The organism is Domibacillus sp. PGB-M46 (assembly GCF_022668875.1).
Taxonomy (GTDB): Bacteria; Bacillota; Bacilli; order Bacillales; family Domibacillaceae; genus Domibacillus.
Genome location: NZ_JAKGCR010000022.1, coordinates 40,874 through 60,787, shown reverse-complemented (window position 1 = coordinate 60,787; position 19,914 = coordinate 40,874). Strand labels below are relative to the sequence as shown.

Annotated in this window: 17 protein-coding genes and 1 pseudogene; 14 read left to right on the top strand and 4 right to left on the bottom strand. The window is 43.5% G+C overall.

Annotated features, from left to right (window positions below; translation table 11 throughout):
• The first annotated feature begins 85 nt into the window (after positions 1 to 85).
• The 4 genes from L2D08_RS18945 (at position 86) to L2D08_RS18930 (ending at position 3,230) form a co-directional block, all read left to right on the top strand.
• Positions 86 to 1,261: an FAD/NAD(P)-binding protein gene (locus L2D08_RS18945; RefSeq protein WP_242236182.1), complete on the top strand. Its 1,176-nt coding sequence runs from the start codon at positions 86 to 88 to the stop codon at positions 1,259 to 1,261.
• A gap of 68 nt (positions 1,262 to 1,329) precedes the next feature.
• A complete protein-coding gene (locus tag L2D08_RS18940) occupies positions 1,330 to 2,511 on the top strand; it encodes a GTP-binding protein (RefSeq protein ID WP_242236180.1) in 1,182 nt (393 codons plus the stop codon).
• Between the two features lie 88 nt (positions 2,512 to 2,599).
• A complete protein-coding gene (rpsN, locus tag L2D08_RS18935; protein ID WP_242236178.1) occupies positions 2,600 to 2,869 on the top strand; it encodes a 30S ribosomal protein S14 in 270 nt (89 codons plus the stop codon).
• Between the two features lie 4 nt (positions 2,870 to 2,873).
• Entirely contained in the window at positions 2,874 to 3,230 is a 357-nt protein-coding gene (locus tag L2D08_RS18930; RefSeq protein WP_242236177.1) for a hypothetical protein, read from the top strand.
• Positions 3,231 to 3,472: 242 nt separating this feature from the next.
• On the opposite strand, the gene L2D08_RS18925 is transcribed toward L2D08_RS18930, so the two are convergent.
• The 3 genes from L2D08_RS18925 to L2D08_RS18915 form a co-directional block, all read right to left on the bottom strand.
• Positions 3,473 to 3,640 (bottom strand): aspartyl-phosphate phosphatase Spo0E family protein, encoded by a 168-nt coding sequence (locus L2D08_RS18925; protein WP_242236175.1) that lies wholly within the window; start codon positions 3,638 to 3,640, stop codon positions 3,473 to 3,475.
• A gap of 285 nt (positions 3,641 to 3,925) precedes the next feature.
• Positions 3,926 to 4,906, bottom strand: coding sequence for a cation diffusion facilitator family transporter (locus L2D08_RS18920; RefSeq protein WP_242236173.1), 981 nt, complete (start codon positions 4,904 to 4,906; stop codon positions 3,926 to 3,928).
• A 123-nt stretch (positions 4,907 to 5,029) separates the two neighbouring features.
• A complete protein-coding gene (locus L2D08_RS18915; protein WP_242236207.1) occupies positions 5,030 to 5,977 on the bottom strand; it encodes a magnesium transporter CorA family protein in 948 nt (315 codons plus the stop codon).
• A gap of 871 nt (positions 5,978 to 6,848) precedes the next feature.
• On the opposite strand from L2D08_RS18915, the gene L2D08_RS18910 reads away from it, so the two are divergent.
• From L2D08_RS18910 to L2D08_RS18870, 9 genes are all read left to right on the top strand, one after another.
• The gene (locus tag L2D08_RS18910; protein WP_242236171.1) at positions 6,849 to 7,157 is read left to right on the top strand and encodes a hypothetical protein; all 309 of its coding nucleotides are present in this window, start codon (positions 6,849 to 6,851) and stop codon (positions 7,155 to 7,157) included.
• Positions 7,158 to 7,403: 246 nt separating this feature from the next.
• A complete protein-coding gene (locus L2D08_RS18905) occupies positions 7,404 to 8,852 on the top strand; it encodes a helix-turn-helix transcriptional regulator (RefSeq protein ID WP_242236170.1) in 1,449 nt (482 codons plus the stop codon).
• Positions 8,853 to 9,005: 153 nt separating this feature from the next.
• Positions 9,006 to 10,685: a urocanate hydratase gene (gene hutU / locus L2D08_RS18900; protein ID WP_242236168.1), complete on the top strand. Its 1,680-nt coding sequence runs from the start codon at positions 9,006 to 9,008 to the stop codon at positions 10,683 to 10,685.
• Complete coding sequence (hutI, locus tag L2D08_RS18895; protein WP_242236166.1) at positions 10,682 to 11,938, top strand: imidazolonepropionase; 1,257 nt, start codon at positions 10,682 to 10,684, stop codon at positions 11,936 to 11,938. The genes hutU and hutI overlap by 4 nt, the downstream gene beginning before the upstream one ends.
• Positions 11,935 to 12,915 carry an agmatinase family protein gene (locus tag L2D08_RS18890; RefSeq protein ID WP_242236164.1) on the top strand — a complete coding sequence of 327 codons (981 nt, stop codon included), beginning with the start codon at positions 11,935 to 11,937 and terminating at the stop codon, positions 12,913 to 12,915. The genes hutI and L2D08_RS18890 overlap by 4 nt, the downstream gene beginning before the upstream one ends.
• Positions 12,916 to 13,103: 188 nt before the next feature.
• Positions 13,104 to 13,562, top strand: a complete 459-nt coding sequence (gene hutP / locus L2D08_RS18885; RefSeq protein WP_242236162.1) for a histidine utilization transcription antiterminator HutP — start codon at positions 13,104 to 13,106, stop codon at positions 13,560 to 13,562.
• Positions 13,563 to 13,798: 236 nt separating this feature from the next.
• Positions 13,799 to 15,325, top strand: a complete 1,527-nt coding sequence (gene hutH, locus L2D08_RS18880; RefSeq protein ID WP_242236160.1) for a histidine ammonia-lyase — start codon at positions 13,799 to 13,801, stop codon at positions 15,323 to 15,325.
• Between the two features lie 85 nt (positions 15,326 to 15,410).
• Positions 15,411 to 16,883: an alanine/glycine:cation symporter family protein gene (locus tag L2D08_RS18875; protein WP_242236159.1), complete on the top strand. Its 1,473-nt coding sequence runs from the start codon at positions 15,411 to 15,413 to the stop codon at positions 16,881 to 16,883.
• A gap of 528 nt (positions 16,884 to 17,411) precedes the next feature.
• Positions 17,412 to 19,097, top strand: a complete 1,686-nt coding sequence (locus tag L2D08_RS18870; RefSeq protein WP_242236157.1) for a methyl-accepting chemotaxis protein — start codon at positions 17,412 to 17,414, stop codon at positions 19,095 to 19,097.
• 113 nt (positions 19,098 to 19,210) lie between these two features.
• Here L2D08_RS18870 and L2D08_RS18865 read toward each other — a convergent pair.
• Positions 19,211 to 19,417 (bottom strand): annotated as a pseudogene (locus L2D08_RS18865) (KGG domain-containing protein); the annotation flags it as partial.
• Positions 19,418 to 19,575: 158 nt separating this feature from the next.
• On the opposite strand from L2D08_RS18865, the gene L2D08_RS18860 reads away from it, so the two are divergent.
• Complete coding sequence (locus L2D08_RS18860; RefSeq protein ID WP_375337615.1) at positions 19,576 to 19,827, top strand: GNAT family N-acetyltransferase; 252 nt, start codon at positions 19,576 to 19,578, stop codon at positions 19,825 to 19,827.
• Positions 19,828 to 19,914: the final 87 nt, after the last annotated feature.

Here is a 19,914-nt window from a genome sequence, read left to right as displayed (position 1 = left end):
TAAAAAAGTTGGCAGTTGATTGGAAGGGAAGATTACTGTATGATAATTAAATCGTAATGATTTCGATTTAAAAGGGGGGAGAAATATGTTCAAGTGGATTATCGTAGGGGGAGGTATTCAAGGCGTAACGATGGCTTCTTTCTTACTAAAGGAAAACAAAGCCTCTGTCAGGGAATTGGCCATTGTTGATCCACATCAAAAACCGCTTCAAAACTGGAAAAGGTGCACAAAGCTTATTTCAATGCCGTATTTGCGATCGCCGGTTGTTCATCATCTTGACGTGCATCCATTCAGCCTGCAGTCGTTTGCAAAAAGCAGCGTAATGGATGAGTCCACCGCTTTTTATGGAAGGTTTAAGCGGCCGGCTCTTTCCTTGTTTAATGAGCATTGCACCCATCTTATTCAAGACACAGGGCTGAAAGAAAGCTGGATTCAAGGCTGCGTTAAAAAGCTGGAGCGATTTCAAAACTACTGGCAGCTTGAACTGCAGGGTGGCAGGAAACTTGCTGGGGAAAATATTGTGCTGGCTGTTGGTGTCAGTGAACAGCTCGTCTGGCCTGACTGGGCAAAAGAAGTGAAAAAACAGCCGGATGTGCCTGTTTATCATATTTTTAACTCCACTCTCCCGGCGTTCGAGCAAATGAAACGCCCTTTTACCATAATCGGAGGGGGGATTACATCTGTTCATTTGGCATTAAAATTATCTTCCATGTTTCCTGGTGAGGTGATATTGCTTAAACGACATTCGTTTCGCCTGCATGATTTTGACAGTGACCCAGCCTGGCTTGGTCCCAAGAATCAAATGTCATTTCGGAAAACGGCGTGTTATCAAAAACGCAGGGAACAGATTAAACAAGCTCGCCATAAAGGTTCGCTGCCCCGCGATTTGTATATGAAGATGCGGCGTTCTATCCGTGATGAGAAGTTAATAGCAGTGGATGGGGAAGTTTATGGAGCTTCGATGAAAAAGGGGCGGGTTGTCCTTGAAAATGAACAGGGCTGTGTTATTCATCAAACAGGAACGGTTCTTTTAGCCACAGGATTTGACCCATCTCTGCCCGAAAAACATTGGCTAGAGCCGGTCATTAAAAAGCTGAACCTCTCGTGTGCTGCTTGCGGATATCCCATTGTTTCTTCTTCTCTTCAGTGGGGGCCAGGGTTATATGTGGTCGGTGCTTTGGCGGAATTAGAAATAGGACCAATTGCAAGAAACATTTCAGGTGCGCGCCAGGCAGCAGAACGAATTATACAAAGCTTATAATCACTAAAGCATAAGAAAGATGTTTATGTTTTAAATCGTAATAATTACTATTTTCGGAGGGGATTCACATGAAGAAAGTTCCTGTTACCGTTTTAAGCGGCTACTTAGGCGCAGGGAAAACCACACTGCTCAATCATATCCTGCAAAATCGTGAAGGCTTAAAAGTGGCGGTTATTGTAAATGACATGAGTGAAATAAATATCGATGCAGCACTTTTAAAGCATGGCGGGTTTACACGGACAGAGGAAAAACTGGTTGAAATGCAAAATGGCTGTATTTGCTGCACGCTGCGCGACGACTTAATGAAGGAAGTAGAAAGGCTCGTAGACCAGGGCGATATTGAGTATATTGTGATCGAGTCTTCAGGCATCAGCGAACCGGTACCGGTCGCACAGACATTTACATATATCGATGAAGAATTAGGGATTGATTTAACGCAAAAAACCCGTCTGGATACGCTGGTCACTGTTGTAGACGGCAACCGTTTTTGGCATGATTTTTCATCCGGAGAAACACTTGTGGACCGCAGTCAGGGAACAGTTGAAACCGATAACCGGGAGGTGGTAGACCTGTTAATTGACCAAATTGAATTTGCTAATGTGATCTTATTAAATAAAACCGATTTGCTCGATGAAAGAAGTGCAGAAGAATTAAAAGCGATACTGACAAAGCTCAATCCAGAAGCCCAGATCATCAAAACGGCTTTTAGCCAAGTTCCACTAACGGCGGTTTTACATACAAAGCGTTTTGACTTTGACCAAATGAGCCAGGCGGCCGGCTGGATAAAAGAATTAAATGAAGAACACACGCCGGAAACAGAAAGTCTCGGTATCTCATCGTTTGTTTACCGTCGCCGCCGTCCTTTTCACCCAGACCGCTTTATGAGCTGGCTCGAAAACTGGCCAGAAGACATTATACGGGCGAAAGGATTTTTCTGGCTTGCCAGCCGGAATGACACGACCGGTTTATTATCGCAGGCAGGACCCTCTATTATGATTCAAGGAGCTGGAAAGTGGGTGGATGCATATCCAGAATCCGAAAAACAAGCCCTTTTGATTGAAGAACCTGAATTGCTTCAGAACTGGGATCCCGTATACGGGGACCGCATGATTGAACTGGTTTTCATAGGAGTGGATATAAAGGAAGAGGAAGTCATGACTTCTCTGGACGCCTGCCTGCTTTCTGAAGAAGAGGCAACAATGGACTGGACTCAATTCCGGGATCCCATTCCAGCTTTTTCAGTTAATTAATGAGGAAAGCTTTAAGTGCGTTTAGGAACAAGGATGTTATTGAACTTTAAAACGTAATGATTACGATATAAGAGTGGAGTGTTAAAAAATGGCTAAAAAATCAAAAGTGGTAAAAGAGAAAAAAAGACAGGAAGTGGTGGCAAGATATGCGGATCTGCGCCGGGAGCTAAAAGAAAAAGAGGACTATGAAGCACTTCGCAAACTGCCAAGAGATTCTTCTCCGACACGGCTGAAAAGCAGATGTGAAGTAACAGGGCGCCCGCGTGGATACTTGCGGAAATTTAAAATGTCACGTATTGCATTTCGGAAATATGCCCATAAAGGCCAAATCCCAGGCGTGAAAAAGGCCAGCTGGTAAGACGATGAACGAATTACTGGCTGGTATGCTGCTGAAAGGACTTGTTAGATCCCTGCCGGAAGAAAAGAGAACACTGTGCGAGTATATTCTAAACATTGAGGATACACTTGCACAGCAGGCCGCAACGCCGGAGCATTTTATATCTCTTTTGATAGAGCATGCTCCGCACAAACAGGCTGCAGCACATTTTGGCTGTTCATATGGTGAAATCTTAAAAAGAATGAGGGAAATTGAGGAAGAGCTGGATCATCAGCTACACACAAGATTAAGCAAAGCGAAATGGATGAACTGCACATGTGCCACCCGGCGAAAAAAAGAAGAAACGAACAATAAAACGGCTCTTTACTTGTTCATGATATAAAGCGATTACCGGCTATCGGAAAGCCCTAAGCTGCAAAGGCGGGGGCTTTCCTTTTTGTTTCTAACCAAAGAATACTGTCAATCGCTACCCGTCATGGAACATTGACTAAGAGAAGGTAAAAGAAGAGTTAAAGTAGCGCTTATAATTGTGCCTATGGGATTATAGAAAGGATAAACGGGGCAGAAAACAGATAATTACAGTTAAAGATTCTCGCTGAATGAAGTGAAACTAAGCAAAGGACATTACGGATTTTGAAGCTGTGCCTGCATAATCAGCTTATCCAGCTCCTCGCTGTATCTTAATGTATCCAAGCTGCTGATTCCGTGTAACGTGGCAGCATTAACCATTAAACAGCGAAGCTCTTCAATTTGAGAGTGCAAATCGTTGTAGGTTACTTCGAGGGTTTCCATGATTTTCTCCCAGCCTTTTCATTTGATGAGGTGATAGCCATTCATTTGAAGGGACAATAAAGCGCTTTTTGAACCTAACGATTTTAAGGCTTATTGGCATTTTTAATTAAATACTTCAAAAAAGAAGTTGTTTCAGCTTTCGTCTTTGTACCCATTTTTATTGTCTATCTGTTTAATCTTTAATTCTACAATACTCACAAAAAACCTTTTTGATTTTGATGAAAAAGAAAAAAACTCTAAGCGAAAATCATGTTTTCGTTTAGAGTTTTTCCTGTTAGAGGGTGGTTATTCTTTTACGTTTTTGATCTTGTCCCAAGTGTTAATGCCATCATCTTCATCAAATTCGATGACCACATCCGTAACATTCGCAACGCTTTCTTTGATTTTCTTTTCAATATCATCTTTAATGTCATCTGCTTGCTCAATCGTCATTTTTGGATCTACTTCGAGTGTAAGCTCAACATGAAGGCTGTCCCCTTCTTTAATAACATCCAAATCTTGAATATCGTTTACTTGCGGATGGGCGAAAACTTTAGAGCCAATTCTGGCCTGCATTTTCACATCCGCCACACCAAGCGCCCCAGCGGCATTGTCTAAAAAGATGCGGCCGACTACTAATAAAAGAAGGACACCGATAATGATAGAGGCATAACCGGTTGCGCTGTGAAACGGGGTATAGGTGGAAATGATGATCGCCACCAGCGCTAGCACTGCACCGCCGACAGCCACATTGTCTTCTAAGAAAACCAGCTTTGTAGCAGGCTTTGCGTCCCGAACATGCTTATAGCTTTCCGGGATGACCTTTAATCCTTTTACTTTTTCACGCGGCAAATGTTCCGTAATTTCCTGCATGGCTTTATACAGTACCGTTGCTTCAAGCACGGCCGCTGCCCCTAAGACGCCAATGTTCAGCCAAAACCAGTCATCTGAATGAGTGGCATCCGAAATATGGTGAATGCCTTCGACAATCGTTTCATAGGCGAGGACGCCAACAACGAGTACAGCGCCAAGCAGCACAAGGTTGACAAGGCGTCCAAAACCAGCCGGAAAACGGTCGGTGGGCGCTTTTTTACTTAAAGCCGATCCGATAAAAACGAAAAGCTGGTTGGCTGCATCCCCGAAACTATGCATCATTTCAGCAAACATCGCGACGTTTCCTGTAATGAGGTAAGCAGCGGTCTTGATCAGCGCGACAATGGTATTTACAATGGCGGCCCAAAGGGCGGATTTGCTGCCGAGCTTCAATAATTTGAAGGATTCTCTCATTCCTTTTACTCCTTTCTCTTTTCTCTAATCCCCTTTCTTTTCCCTTAGATTAGGCAGAAGTAACATATTTTTTTGCCAGAAGCCTGTAAAAACAGCGGTTTAGCTGCTTTAAATGTAAATGTTCTATTTAAAGAAAGATTTTTTACTTTTAGTGTTTAAAAGGTCGCCCATCCAGCCTTTACTTTTTAAATAAAAGTATAAGCCTACTGTGCCAATAACGATTAAAATACCTGAAAATGCATAACCAAATTGCCATTCCAGTTCGGGCATATGCTTAAAGTTCATGCCCCAAATAGCAGCAAATGCCGTAGCAGGTGCGAACAACGTTGTAATGACCGTCAATGTTTTTGTAATTTCATTGCCCCGGTGAGTAGATATAAGATTTTCTAGGTTTAGCACCGATTTAATTTCACCTTCATATGCGTCTAAAAGTGTTTTAGCCCGATTAATCCGGCATGTAGCCCGTTTAAACTGTTCTCCTTGTGTCGTTTGCTCTCCAAAGGCTTCTTCAACAGCCATCTGTGTTTCTTCTATTGGAATAAGAAGATTCTTCCAAACGAGAAGTTCATGATCGACAGCAGCAGCTCTATCCAAGATTTTCGTACGATTATTCTCTTTTATTTCCCAAAGCAGAGTGTGCAGTTTTACTTCAAACTTATCGATTTTTTTTAAAAAGTCAGCAATTATTTCACTAAGCAGAACCAAAAAACCTTCCATGGGCGATTCACAATGGTGCATTTTTTCCTTCATGGTTTTAGCATTGTGATGATCTAATTTGGATAAATCAAAATTTGCCGTGATCAGTTCCTTTCTTGTTAAGTAAAAGTGAAAGGTCGCATTATCTTCCCTTTTTTCAACGTCTTGCTGATAAATAAGAGAACCCCATACATTTTCTTTGCCAGGCGTTCCAGTGTACATATTAATGGAATTATTATCGTTTTTCTCTATCTGCTTGATCCATCTTTCATACTCGTGCGATTCTTTTACTTTTTTTTCGATCAGGTGAGTATCTTGAAGATCAAGTTCATACCATTTCCATTGGGAAGAGTGGAAAGTATACTCCACTTTCATCAATCCTTTCGATAAGCCCTTTTCCATTAGGGATTTGCAGCAAGCTATAGAATTTTCTACTCAGTATTCCCATTGGCTGCCAATAATATGAATCAGGATTTCAACTTTAAAGATCTTGCTCGGATACGACGCTTTGTAACCGAATACTTTTAAGAAGTGAAGGACTGAAGCTCAGGCGAACAGGCGATAACAAAACTAATAAGGGGAAATATGTAAGGGTATATATGTATCACAATGTTTTACACAGAAGGCATTTGTTTTCACTTTTAAGGATAAATGCCTGAAAAATTGAGCAATTCACTAGGCAGTCTTTTGCTTATTTAAGTAATATTCTCGGAATAGGAATGAGTCATGAACATGATCCCGAAGATAAACAGCTTGTTTTAGTATGCAAAAAGGAAAAGTTCATATTTTTGTTTCACCCCTTGAACATAGCCGGTTTAATTTACACCTTTCCCGCTCGGAAAGTTTAATCGAGTAATTAAAAAAGCTTAATCTATTGAAAAGCAGCTGCGTTTGAATGACTCAGCTGCTTTTTTAATTTAAGCATCTTATCAAAAGTTAATGAAAGAGGGAGGTAGAGGTCTTTTTTATGGAGAAAGCAGGGATTTGGACCCAAGCGTCAATAGTTCATACTGATCAATTTGCCTAATTTCCAATGATTTTTTTCGGAATCTCTGATTTTGATGTCTATGTTTCGGGAAGGTGGGTAAAGATTAGAAAACAAAAAGAGCAAGGACGTTCAATACTCTAAGGTTTATGAAAAAAAGAACGGAATTTGTACCGGCCCATGGTTTTGTATAAAATACTCTGTTTAAAGTCAGTTTCTTAGCATATAAATGAGACGGATCTACTTAAAGGAGGAGTTTTCGTGCTTCTGCATAAACATTCAAGAAACAATCAATCCATAAAAGCCTCTCAATTTATTATACGCTTAAAGCAAAAAGGCCTCATTAAAGCATTTGTATGCTTTACAGACGAAAAAGGCCAATTAAAAAGTATGACCTACGAAAATGGTGAATACTATTTATTTAATTTAGCAGATGGAAATATCAAGCCGATAACGTCTTTTATGTTCTTTCAAACGCTGGATTTAATTAAAAAAGGTTTTTATACTGCCCGTTCTTATGGACAGGTGCGCCTTAAGCAAACGAAACAAAGACGATACGGCAGCTGGTGAAAAGTTACGGGTAATACAGAGAATAAGAGAATGTAAAGCAGATTAAACATCCATATAGAGCATAAAAGTGTTTAAAAAGCCAAATCCTTTTTAGGGTTTGGCTTTTTGCGTTTTTACCATTTAAAAGAATCGAGGGGTGTCAAGTTAATAAGACTGGCTGAAGAGTGGAGTAGTAAATGACTTATCTATTCTATTAAATTTGTAATGAACTGTTAAAATAATAAAAGACAGAATGGGGGTGTGCGAATGAAGGTATATGTACTCGCAAAAGACGAACTTGAAGCACAAGGGATTGAGTGGATGATTAAATCCCATTTGCAGACGCTGGACTTAACTTTATTAAATAGTCTGTCCGAACTTGATGCAGCATTTGAGCGGGAAAGGCCCTTGATGGCCATTGTGGATATGGACCAGTGGCAGCATGAGAACATAGGTAAACTGCTAAAAAGGTACAATGTCCGCTGGCTTGGCCTATCTTCAGAACGTATTTTTCAAACAGCTTATAAAGCGCTTAGGTTTCGAGCGGAAGATGTTTTGTTTCGTCCTTTTGCGCCTATGGAGGTGATCCGCCATCTTCAGCAGGCTCGTTTTGAAAAGCGCAATCAACCTGTTTCTCACTCATTGAAACCATCGTTTATCCAGTATGAGGACTTATTTATCTCCAGTCAAAGGCTGAGTGGAGATCCGTACAGGATGGCGGCTTTTTTAACTCCAGATGAGACTGTGTTGTCAGACCTTTATGAGGAGTTGCTGGCATATCCTTTTGCGGAAGAAGTCTATGTATACGTGCTGACAGACATGGTCTTAGCCGTTCAGGAAAGTGTAAGTCGTGCTGACTTAGAGGATTATCAAGCTTTCCTTCATTTTTGTAAGAAGCGGCTCAGTCAGCCAATTGCCATTGTGATACAAGAAGGTAAAAGCGGTGCTCCGTTTAAATCAACCTATCAAATACTGAGAAGACAGGCCGCTCGTGTATTTTTTGAAGGATATGACGTTATTTTGCAGGGGAGTGAAGAGGATGGGGTGCAGGAAATGGACCCTTTTTTAACGCCGCTCGAGCAGCGGGAATGGGTCGAAATGCTGGAAACCCGGAATATGAAAGAAATCCAGCAGTGGCTGGAACAGCATTATTTAAAAATGGAGCCTCCATATCCAGATCCAGAGATGGTCCGGATTGCGTTAACAAGCGTACTGGCCCAGGTAAGGCGTTATATGAAATCGCATGACATTGAAGGAAACGACTTAGAATATGAATATCATAATGTATTCAATCAAATAATCAGACAGCCGGTTATGTATAAAATTGTTCAAGCGCTTCAAGTATTTATTCGCAAGCTGCTTGCATCAGGTAGTCAATTGGCTTCTCAAGATACTCCACAGTCGCTCGTTGATAAAACCCGCAGCTTAATTGAAGGGAACTACTGGAACAGTCAATGGAACCTGTCTGACTGCGCAGAAGCACTTCGTTTAAATAAAAGCACGTTAAGCCGCCGGTTTGCGGCTGAATCCGGACGAACATTCCGCGATACCTTACACCGCGTACGGCTTGATGAAGCGAAGCGGCTGCTGAAAGAAACGGATTTGTCGTTTCAGGAAATTGCCCGTTTAACCGGATATACTCATCAGACCCAGTTTAATGCGAAATTTAAGCAATACGAACACCGGACCCCTCGAGATTATCGCTCCGGCTTCTAGCCTGTTGAAGTTTATGAGATAATTCATAACAAAAAAGCAAAAAGTTTAATTTGGTGAAATCAATAATAAAATAATCATTACTACATAACCGAAAAGGAATATTCTCCGTGCTATTATCAATGTATAAAAGAAAGCAAGGGAGGAAATGTCCAAATGAAAACGGTATCAGGAAGAAAGGTCATTCAGTATAGAGGAACAGCGCTTCACACGAAAGGGTGGCAGCAGGAAGCAGTACTGCGCATGCTGATGAACAATTTAGATCCGGATGTGGCTGAGCATCCAGATCAACTGGTGGTCTACGGCGGCATTGGAAAAGCAGCACGCAATTGGGAGTCATTTGACGCGATTGTGAAGACGATCAAGAATCTTGAAAATGATGAAACCCTACTCGTCCAGTCAGGGAAGCCGGTCGTTGTGTTTAAAACGCACTCGGATGCCCCGCGAGTGCTTCTCGCCAACTCTAATATCGTACCGGCTTATGCCAATTGGGATACTTTCCATGAGCTTGATAAAAAAGGATTGATGATGTACGGCCAGATGACAGCAGGAAGCTGGATTTACATTGGGTCCCAAGGCATTGTCCAGGGGACATATGAAACATTTGCAGAACTGGCCAAGCAGCATTTTAACGGCTCGTTAAAAGGGACCATTACCGTCACAGCCGGTCTGGGCGGTATGGGCGGCGCACAGCCGCTTGCTGTTACAATGAATGGCGGTGTCTGTATCGGCATTGACACAGATGAAACCCGCATTGACCGCCGCATCGAAACAAGGTATACCGATGTGAAAACCGATTCGCTTGATGAGGCGATCCAGCGGGCAGAAGAAGCAAAAAAAGAAGGCAGGGCTCTTTCAATTGGCTTGATTGGCAATGCAGCGGAAGTGCTGCCAGCCATGATAAAGCGTGGCTTTATACCGGATGTATTAACGGATCAGACATCTGCTCATGATCCACTAAACGGGTATACGCCGGCAGGGATGACTCTCCATGAAGCAGCAGATCTTCGTCAGGCTGATTCTAGAGAATATGTGAAGCGCTCAAAGGCTTCAATGGCTGTACATGTTAAAGCGATGCTTGAAATGATGGAAAAAGGGGCCGTTACGTTTGATTATGGCAATAACATTCGCCAGGTTGCTAAAGATGAAGGGGTAGAAAACGCTTTTGATTTCCCGGGTTTCGTACCGGCTTATATCCGGCCGCAGTTTTGTGAAGGAAAAGGGCCGTTTCGCTGGGTGGCCTTGTCTGGCGATCCAGAAGATATTTACAAAACAGACGAAGCCATTTTGCGGGAGTTTGCGGATAATGAGCACTTATGCAACTGGATCCGCATGGCGCAGAAGAAAATTCAATTCCAGGGGCTTCCATCGCGCATCTGCTGGCTTGGTTACGGAGAACGTGCCCGCTTTGGCAAAATTTTAAACGATATGGTGGCAAGCGGTGAATTAAAAGCACCGATTGTGATTGGCCGTGATCATCTTGACTCCGGTTCCGTTGCTTCACCAAACCGTGAAACAGAAGCGATGAAAGACGGATCTGATGCGGTATCCGACTGGCCAATTTTAAACGCCATGATTAATGCCGTAGGCGGCGCTACATGGGTATCCGTTCATCATGGCGGCGGCGTCGGGATGGGATATTCTCTTCATGCAGGTGTCGTCATTGTCGCAGATGGAACAGAAGAAGCAGCCAAGCGCATCGAGCGGGTGCTGACAACTGATCCTGGCATGGGTGTGGTCCGCCATGCGGACGCGGGATATGAACTGGCTCAAAAAACAGCCCGGGAAAAGGGCATCCACATGCCGATGCTGGACAAAGGAGCATCTTCCTCATGACGAAATATAGATGGATTAAACACGCAGCACTTGCGACGCTTTATTCCAATCAAAAGGGGCCGCGTACGAAAGCAGCGATGTCTGATATTGGCTTTATTGAAGATGGCAGTGTCTGGATTGAAGATGGCATCATTCAAGCAGTTGGGACAACAGCTGAACTAGAGAAGATTTATGGACAGAAAGAAGCCGAGATTATTGACGCTGCTTACCGTCTTGTCACACCTGGTCTTGTTGATCCGCACACCCACGTTGTGTATGGCGGTACAAGAGAAAAAGAGTTTGAGATGCGTCTTGAAGGTGCCTCGTATATGGACATTATGAATGCAGGCGGCGGTATTCATGCAACGGCAAGAATGACCAGAGAAGCAGAGGAAGAAGAGCTGATCAGCCAAACGTGGAGACGCCTGGATTCGTTTTTAGCGCACGGTGTAACCACCATTGAGAGCAAAAGCGGATACGGCATGAACTGGGAAACGGAGCGCAAGCAGCTGCAGGTAATGAAAGCTTTGCAGAAGCGGCATCCCATCGATATTGTTTCAACTTTTATGGGAGCCCATGCGGTTCCTCCAGAGTTTAAAGGAAGGGAAGATGAATTTGTTGACCTGATTATCGAGGAGATGCTGCCGGCAGTTGCAAAAGAAAAATTAGCCGAGTTTAATGATGTTTTCTGTGAAAAAAATGTTTTTACTCCCGAACAGTCCAGGCGTATTCTGGAAGCAGGGAAAACATACGGGCTTGTTCCAAAAATCCATGCGGATGAAATTGTATCTTATGGAGGCGCAGAGCTGGCAGCCGAAGTGGGTGCAATCTCAGCAGAGCATCTTTTAAAAGCGTCAGATGAAGGCATTGAGGCAATGGCGGAAGCCGGCACAATCGCCTGCCTGCTTCCGGCTACAGCTTTGTATTTGCGTGAAGAAGCGGCTCAAGGACGGAAAATGATTGACCGTGGTGTAGCGGTAGCTATTTCAACCGACTGTAATCCCGGGTCTTCGCCGACTACATCCATGCCGCTTGTTATGAACCTCGCCTGTATTTCTATGAGATTAACACCAGCTGAAGCGCTGACTGCGGCAACATACAATGCGGCTTGTGCCATTCGCCGTGAAGACGCGATTGGTTCCATTGAAAAAGGCAAGCAGGCTGATTTTGTATTGTGGAACGTAAAGAGCTATCAAGAGCTGCAGTATCTGTTCGGCGTGAACCATGTCCGGTCGGTTTGGAAAAAAGGTGTACAGGTGGCGGGCGGCTTATGAGCGGCTCATGGCTTCAAAAACCAGCCTGGTCATGGAAGGCAGACGGTGGTGAAGAGCATTTTGTGCATCAGTGGGTAAAGCCGCTGGAGGGCTTACAGCAGCCTGACCTTATTATATACGGTGCGCCCATTTCACGCTCATCAATCAGTGTATCGGGTGCTTCCATGTATCCGGAGGAATTTCGCCGCATGTGGAAGAGCTTTGCAGCGTATAACTTGGATGAAGATCTTGATTTATCTCCTTACCGTGTCGCAGATGCAGGGGATGTGATGATGCATACAACGGATATTGTCCTGTCACATGACCGTATTCAAGCTTCAACAAAATATTTGGCTGAAGCTTTCCCGCATGTGCCTACCTGCATGATTGGCGGTGACCACTCAACAACGGCCTGTGCCGTAAGAGGGATTAAAGAAGCTTATCCAGAAGACACAATAGGAGTTTTGCAATTTGATACGCATTTAGATGTCCGGGATCCGAAAGAGCTTGGCCCGGCGAATGGCACGCCGATCCGCCAGCTCATTGAGGGGGAGACCGTGAAAGGCAAACATGTTGTCAACATTGGCCTGCATGGCTATTTTAATGCGAAGCCGCTCATTGACTATGCGAAAAAACAGGGCATACAAATGGTTTCATTAAACAGCGCACGCAAAAAAGGTATGATCCAAACTGTTCAAGAGTCCCTTATGTATTTAGCAGAAAGAACGGATCGCCTTTATGTGACAGTTGATATGGATGTGCTCGACATTTCAAACGCACCGGGTGTTCCAGCGTCTACACCAGGCGGAATGAAACCCGAGGAGTTGTTTGACGTGCTGCTGGAAGTGGGCAGAAATCCCAAAGTATCTCATATTGACTTTGTGTGTCTGGATCCATCTAAGGATTCACCTGTGGAGCAGACGGTAAAAACCGGTGTTTATGCCTGGCTCCAATTTGTAAGCGGCCTTGTCAGCCAAAAAAAGAATAATGGTTTTTAAGAAGACCGGATAATCAAGCTCATTAAAATGGTCGAATAAAACAGAGTTCTCAATTGGCTCGAGGTTCGTGTAAGCTTTATCTCAAAAAGTAATATGCTTTACCATATAAGAAAGCCCTCAAAGCCTGACCCGCGCTAGAAAAGCACGGCATTTTGTCAGAGATGACGGAGATTGGAAAGTGAAGAAGAATGTCTTACAACGACGAAAAAGAATTTCCTTTAGGAAAATTAACAACACTGCTGGCATTGCTTCATAAAAGTCCGGCGGGCCATGAAATCAAAAAAGAATTAACAAACAGAGGATATCGGTTTACGGTTGGGCGCGTTGGGGCGATGGATCTCAATAAAGTGATTGCCTCCATTGAAACAAATGCTAAATCCAACAGTATCATTGACGGAGAATCTTACCGTGAAGTGCACGCCCTTTACCATAGTATTTTAGAAGCCGTTCAAGGAGTTGGACGGGGTACGGTACAGTTCGGAGAAATACTTCGAACTGTCGGACTGACCTATAGCATCGTCAGAGGAGAAATTAACAGTCCCGGTTATTCAGGTGAGTGGATCAGTATTTGTATTTATGGGACGATCGGTGCGCCTAAAAAAGGCTTTGAACATGATGCTCTGGGGTTCGGGTTTAACCATATTTAACCTTGACAATTTTAGGAATCATGCATAAAATGAAAGTATAGGATGAAGTGAGAATCCTAACTTAGTGATTTACCTAGTAGCTAGACCTTTTTAAAGAAGCGAATAGAATAAAATTGCCCAGAGTGGTTTTTAGTTTAAAGGGGGCTGCACAAAAGAACGCGTGTTCTTTTTGTGCAGCCCTCTTTTTTGTTTTTATATAATCGATATTTGAAAAACAGATGAGGGGAGCGGTTCACATGGCCATTCAATTAGACGGGAGCACATTAACATTTGAGGAAATTAAGCAGGTGGTGTATCATGCCAAACCAGTAGAATTGAGCGAAGCAGCGTGGAAAAAAGTCGATGAAAGCCGCACAGCTGTCGAGCGGCTGATGGCAGAAGGAAAGATTATGTATGGAGTCAATACGGGATTTGGCAAATTTAGCGATACACCGATTTCTGAAGAAAACGTAGAAAACCTGCAGCTCAATTTAATTAGAAGCCATGCGTGCGCTGCAGGCAAGCCGTTTTCTGATACGGTTGCCCGCACGATGGTGCTGCTTCGTGCGAATGCCCTCGCAAAAGGATACTCGGGCATCCGCAAAGAAACGCTTCAGCTTCTTATTGACTGTTTAAACCATGGCATTCACCCCGTCGTGCCGAGCCAGGGTTCGCTCGGTGCAAGCGGTGACCTGGCTCCGCTCGCTCATTTAGCTCTCGTCTTAATTGGTGAAGGAGAAGTCCTCTATAAAGGAAACACACTGCCTGCAGAAAAAGCACTTCAACAAGCGGGCCTGCAACCAGTCCGTTTGCAGGCAAAAGAAGGGCTGGCGCTGATTAATGGAACTCAGGCGATGACATCCGTTGGAGTGATCGCTTATATGGAAGCGCAAAAGCTCGCTGATTTAGCGGATGGTGTGGCAGCACTCACACTGGAAGGACTTCAAGGCATTGTGGATGCATTCAAGCCGGAATCCCACCTGGTACGTCCATACCCCGAACAGCAGCAGGTGGCCAGCCGTATTCTCTCCTACATGCAAGGGAGCCAGCTGACCACTACCCAGGGGGAAATACGCGTACAGGATGCTTATTCTCTCCGCTGCATTCCACAAGTACATGGTGCCATTCAGCAGGTACTTCATTATGTAAAAGAAAAGTTGTTGATTGAAATCAACTCGGCTACCGATAATCCGCTTATTTTTGCGGACAGTGGAAATGTCATATCCGGAGGAAACTTTCATGGCCAGCCGATCGCATTTGCAATGGATTTTCTTGGAATCGCGGTGTCAGAAATCGCGAGTATTTCCGAACGGCGGATTGAGCGCCTTGTCAATCCGCAGCTCAATGACCTGCCCGCTTTTTTAAGTCCGGATCCGGGTCTTCAATCCGGCTTAATGATCACGCAGTATGTGGCAGCTTCGCTCGTTTCAGAAAATAAAACACTCGCACACCCGTCCAGTGTCGATTCAATACCATCCTCTGCGAACCAAGAAGACCATGTCAGCATGGGGACAACGGCTGCACGCCACGCATACGATATCGTGCAAAACTCGCGCCGAGTGCTTGGGATTGAAGCGATATGTGCCGCTCAGGCCGCTGACATTCGCGGGAAAGAGCGCTTATCTCCTTTTTCAAAGCGGCTGCATGCTAATATCCGCTCTGTTGTGCCTATTATTACAGAAGATCGGGTATTTTCGAAAGATATTGAAAATATAGCGCAGGCAATGAAAAAAGAGCAATGGCTGAAGCAGGTGCTAGAATCTGAAAAAATCGGCAAAAACTAACAAACGGGCCGCTTGATTTATTGATCAGGCGGCTCTCATCCACTTAATTTTGAAAGCGTATACAAAAGTGACGGGAGACGATACGATGGAGAAAATCATCACATTCTTAAACGGAATATTATGGAGTGACCCTGTGATTTACCTGCTTCTTGGAATAGGGTTTTTTTTCACGATCAGCACCCGATTTTTGCAAGTCCGTCATTTTAAAGAAATGCTTTATTTAATTTTCCAAGGGAAAAGTTCAACTGCGGGTATTTCCTCTTTTGAAGCTTTGTCTATGGCACTTTCAGGACGGGTAGGGACTGGAAACATCGCAGGGGTTGCCACTGCTATCGCATTTGGCGGCCCGGGAGCTGTTTTTTGGATGTGGCTTATTGCTTTTATTGGTTCAGCCAGTGCTTATATTGAATCGACACTTGCCCAAATTTACAAAATAAAGCAAGATGACCAGTACCGGGGCGGTCCGGCCTACTATATTGAAAAAGGGCTTGGCTGGAAAAGGTTTGCTGCACTTTATGCAGCAGCGGCGGTTTTCGCGATGACACTGCTTATGCCCGGGGTTCAATCCAATTCTATTGCCCAAAGTGTGGAGATGGCTTTTCACATCTCTCCTGTACCAACAGGATTCATGATCGTTGCTTTGCTGGCTGCCATCATTTTTGGCGGTACACAACGTATTGCAAAAACGGCTGTTGTCGTTGTTCCATTTATGGCGCTCGGTTATATTTTATTAGCTGTTTTTATTATTTGTATAAATATATCCGAACTTCCATCTATTCTGGCACTGATTTTCCGAAGTGCGTTTGCAGTTGATTCTGCTTTTGGGGGGATAATCGGGATGGCCATTTCCTGGGGTGTAAAACGGGGAATGTATTCCAATGAAGCAGGACAGGGAACAGGAGCTCATGCAGCTGCGGCCGCTGAAGTTACTCATCCGGCAAAACAGGGGTTGGTTCAAGCGTTTTCTGTTTACATTGATACACTTTTTGTTTGCTCTGCTACGGCTTTTATGATCTTAATTACAGGGATGTACAATACTGAGCGGCCGGATGGAAGCTTTATCGTTCATAAACTCAGTGGGGTTGAAGCTGGCCCTGGATTTACCCAGGCTGCTATTGAAAGTGCATTTCCTGGCTTTGGCGCTGCTTTTGTGGCTGCTGCGCTATTCTTCTTTGCTTTTACAACTTTAATGGCCTACTACTATATTGCAGAAACGAATACCATTTACTTACTAAAAAATCGGAGAAGGAGTAATATACTTGTTGCATTAAAAGTAGTTTTTTTAGCTGCTGTTTTTTACGGAACGGTGAACGAGGCCGCTCTTGCTTGGGCACTTGGAGATGCTGGGCTTGGAATTACTATATGGATTAATATGATCGCCATTGTTTTTTTAGCAAAACCGGCTCTCGCCGCTTTAAAAGACTATGAGCAACAAAAAAGGAAAGGCCTGGATCCTGTTTTCAATCCGAGGGATCTCCAAATTAAAAATGCAGATTATTGGGAAAGTAAAAATCTTATTACAGAAGATGAGGACTTCCGTAATAAGAAAGTAGATTGAGAAAAACGAAGTTGGAAACATAGAGTTCTGCTCAGTCATTGCTTATATCTGGGTCGGCATGGATGGACTTGCTTTACTACTGGGAACCGGGTGGCTGGCAATCGGAATCTCTTTTTTATTCTCCAGAACAAACGGATTTAAAAAACTGCCGCCTTCTTTGCATGAGCATGAATAATGAAAAAACTAATCACATATTTTTATTGCAAAAAGAGCAGCAGAGTATATAGCCAGGTTGATAAAGAAATGCAAAAGATAAAGAATGTCTTTATACGGATAATTTAAAAGAAAATGCCGCTGAAACAATATTTCAGCGGTATTTTCTTTTTTGTAGGTAAATAGAATTAAAATTTTTTAAGAATCATGTTTAAAAACGATATTTTAGTGAATATATAGTTCGTGTGGGTATTTTTGATTAGATTTATTTTAGGGAAGATAAGATTGGAGGCTGTAAGACTTAGGGTTAGAAAATCTATTCATCCAAAAGAACTACATATAAAAGGTCTGGTTGAAACAGAATGGGGGAGTATAGTGAATATTTCAGTTGCAAAAAAGTTATTTGGCGGTTTTCTTGTTATTACTGTTCTTCTTGGTTTAATTAGTTTTATATCCTACTATAATCTTAAAAAAGTAGACAATTCGTATGCAGATCTCGTTGACCGGCGGGCAGCCATTCTAATGACGGCAAAAGACATTCAAACAGAAGTCCTGCTGGAAATGAATGCGCTGCGGGGGATGCTCCTCAATGAAGAGGAAGCGGCTGATAGCTTGTCTAAGTCCGCTGATGCACTGGATCAAAAAATCAGTACAGCCCAAAGCATGGTTCAAAGCAGTGAAAACAAAGAACTGTTGCATAAACTTGATGAAATGAACAAAACTTTTAAAGCAAGGTCCGAAAAAACCATTGCTTTAATGGAAACCGACCGGGAAGCAGCCCGGTCACTTGCGGATGGTGAGCTTAGTGACTTGGCCAAAAATATGTGGAATACCGCTAATACATTGCAGGAAAAACAAACGGCATCTATGGAAGAGGGAAGCCGTTCTAATACAACATTAGTCAATGAAGTTAGTCAAACAATTCTACTTTTAAGCATCGTCTCTTTTATCCTGGCTCTTTTGATTGGTACGTTTATTACTCGTATGATTACCAAGCCAATATCGGCACTTGCCAGAGGCGCCGAAAGCATTGCATCAGGCGACCTAACCGGGGAGGATATTCAGGTACGTTACCGGGATGAAATAGGAAGGCTGACAGCTTCTTTTAATCAAATGAAAGCCAGTTTACAAGGCGTCATCCAGCAAGTAAGTGCCAATGCAGAACAAGTAGCGGCTACCTCGGAAGAACTATCTGCTAGTGCAGAAGAAACGAGCAAAGCGACAGAACAAATATCGATGGCTGTCCAAGATGTAGCGATAGGTTCAGAAAAACAAGCAGCCAGTACGTCAGAGACAGCTCAAGCAGTAGAAGAGATATCTGCCGGCATGCATCAAGCAGCCGCTTCTATTCAAGCCGTAGCTGATTTAACCGTAATGGCCAATGAAAAAGCAGCCATGGGAAATGCCGCAGTGACACAAACCGTTGAACAGATGAACCTTGTTCAGCAGTCAACTGCTCAATCTTCTGAGGTGGTAAACGCTTTGGGAGAAAAGTCGAAAGAAATTGGACAAATTGTAGAATTTATAACCGAGATTGCGAGTCAGACAAATTTGCTTGCTTTAAACGCGGCGATCGAAGCTGCGCGTGCCGGAGAACAGGGGAAAGGTTTTGCGGTGGTAGCTGATGAGGTCCGAAAACTTGCGGAGCAATCAGCAAACGCAGCAGGAGACATTCGAGAATTAATCACCGAAATTCAGAGAGAAGCAGAAAGAGCCGTTCGGTCTATTTATGCGGGTACAGAAGTGGTTGGAGAAGGGATCAGCCTAGTTGCCCGGACAGGGGAAGCTTTTCAGGATATCACGGCGTCCATTCAGCAGGTAACAGATGAATCTCAGCAGGTATCGGCTATTGTGGAACAAGTAAACGCAAGCTCTCAAACGACTGCGAAAATGATCAAAGGAGTGAGTGAAATTTCCGAACAGGCTGCTGGAAATATCCAAAATGTAGCTGCCTCAGCTGAAGAGCAAAATGCAGCGATGGAAGAAGTGTCTGCTTCTGCAGAAGCATTAAGCCGGATGGCTCAAGAGTTAAGAGAAACAATCAGTAAATTTAAGGTATAAGATGCCATAAGCACACAAAAACGAGCATGCTAGAACAGCAAAGCATGCTCGTTTTTGATTTGATCAATGGCGATTTAACTTTCGCCATGATCTTCGGTATTTAACCGGCATTAATCATTATCGCGTTGTTTAGCGCGGGCTTCTCCGCCCTTTTCTCCGATTTCCTGATAAAATTCTTTATCATGATTCTCGGCAGTGGCTTCTCCACCTTTTTTTCCAATTTCCTGATAGAATTCCTTGTCATGGTTCTTTGCTGTTGCTTCTCCGCCTTTGCGGCCTGCTTCTTCACGACTCATTTTATCGTTATTGTTGTTAGCCATTCAAAGTTCCTCCTCAGTTCTCTTAGAATTTCTGGTGGTACAGTGTTAATGATACCCGCCTATTCCTCTCTTAAACAACTTTTTTAAGATCTAAGCGAAAACACCGCATGAAAGCTCTATGTCCAAGTTTCTTTGAGCAGTTGAACACCTAAGCGGATTTGTTCAGCTGTATCCAACGTTTACATCAGTCGGCCTGCATCTTGAATGATTTATTTGTTCATCCCGATTGCCGGAAAGAAGGAACCGATAAAGCGCTGATGCACACTGCTTTTCAATTTTGCGAGGGTGAAGGAGCCAAATTTGTCACCCTTCAGACAGCTAGAGATAACATAACTGTACAGACGCTGTATGAAAAAGTCGGCATGCAAAGAGACACCAAATTTTACTCTTATTTAAAATCGTTAACTTAAAAGAAATACGGGGGAAAAGCAGGACTAAAGCCGCTCTATTGTCAGTTTTTTTTGCCTGCGCTATGATGAAATAACAAATATCTATTT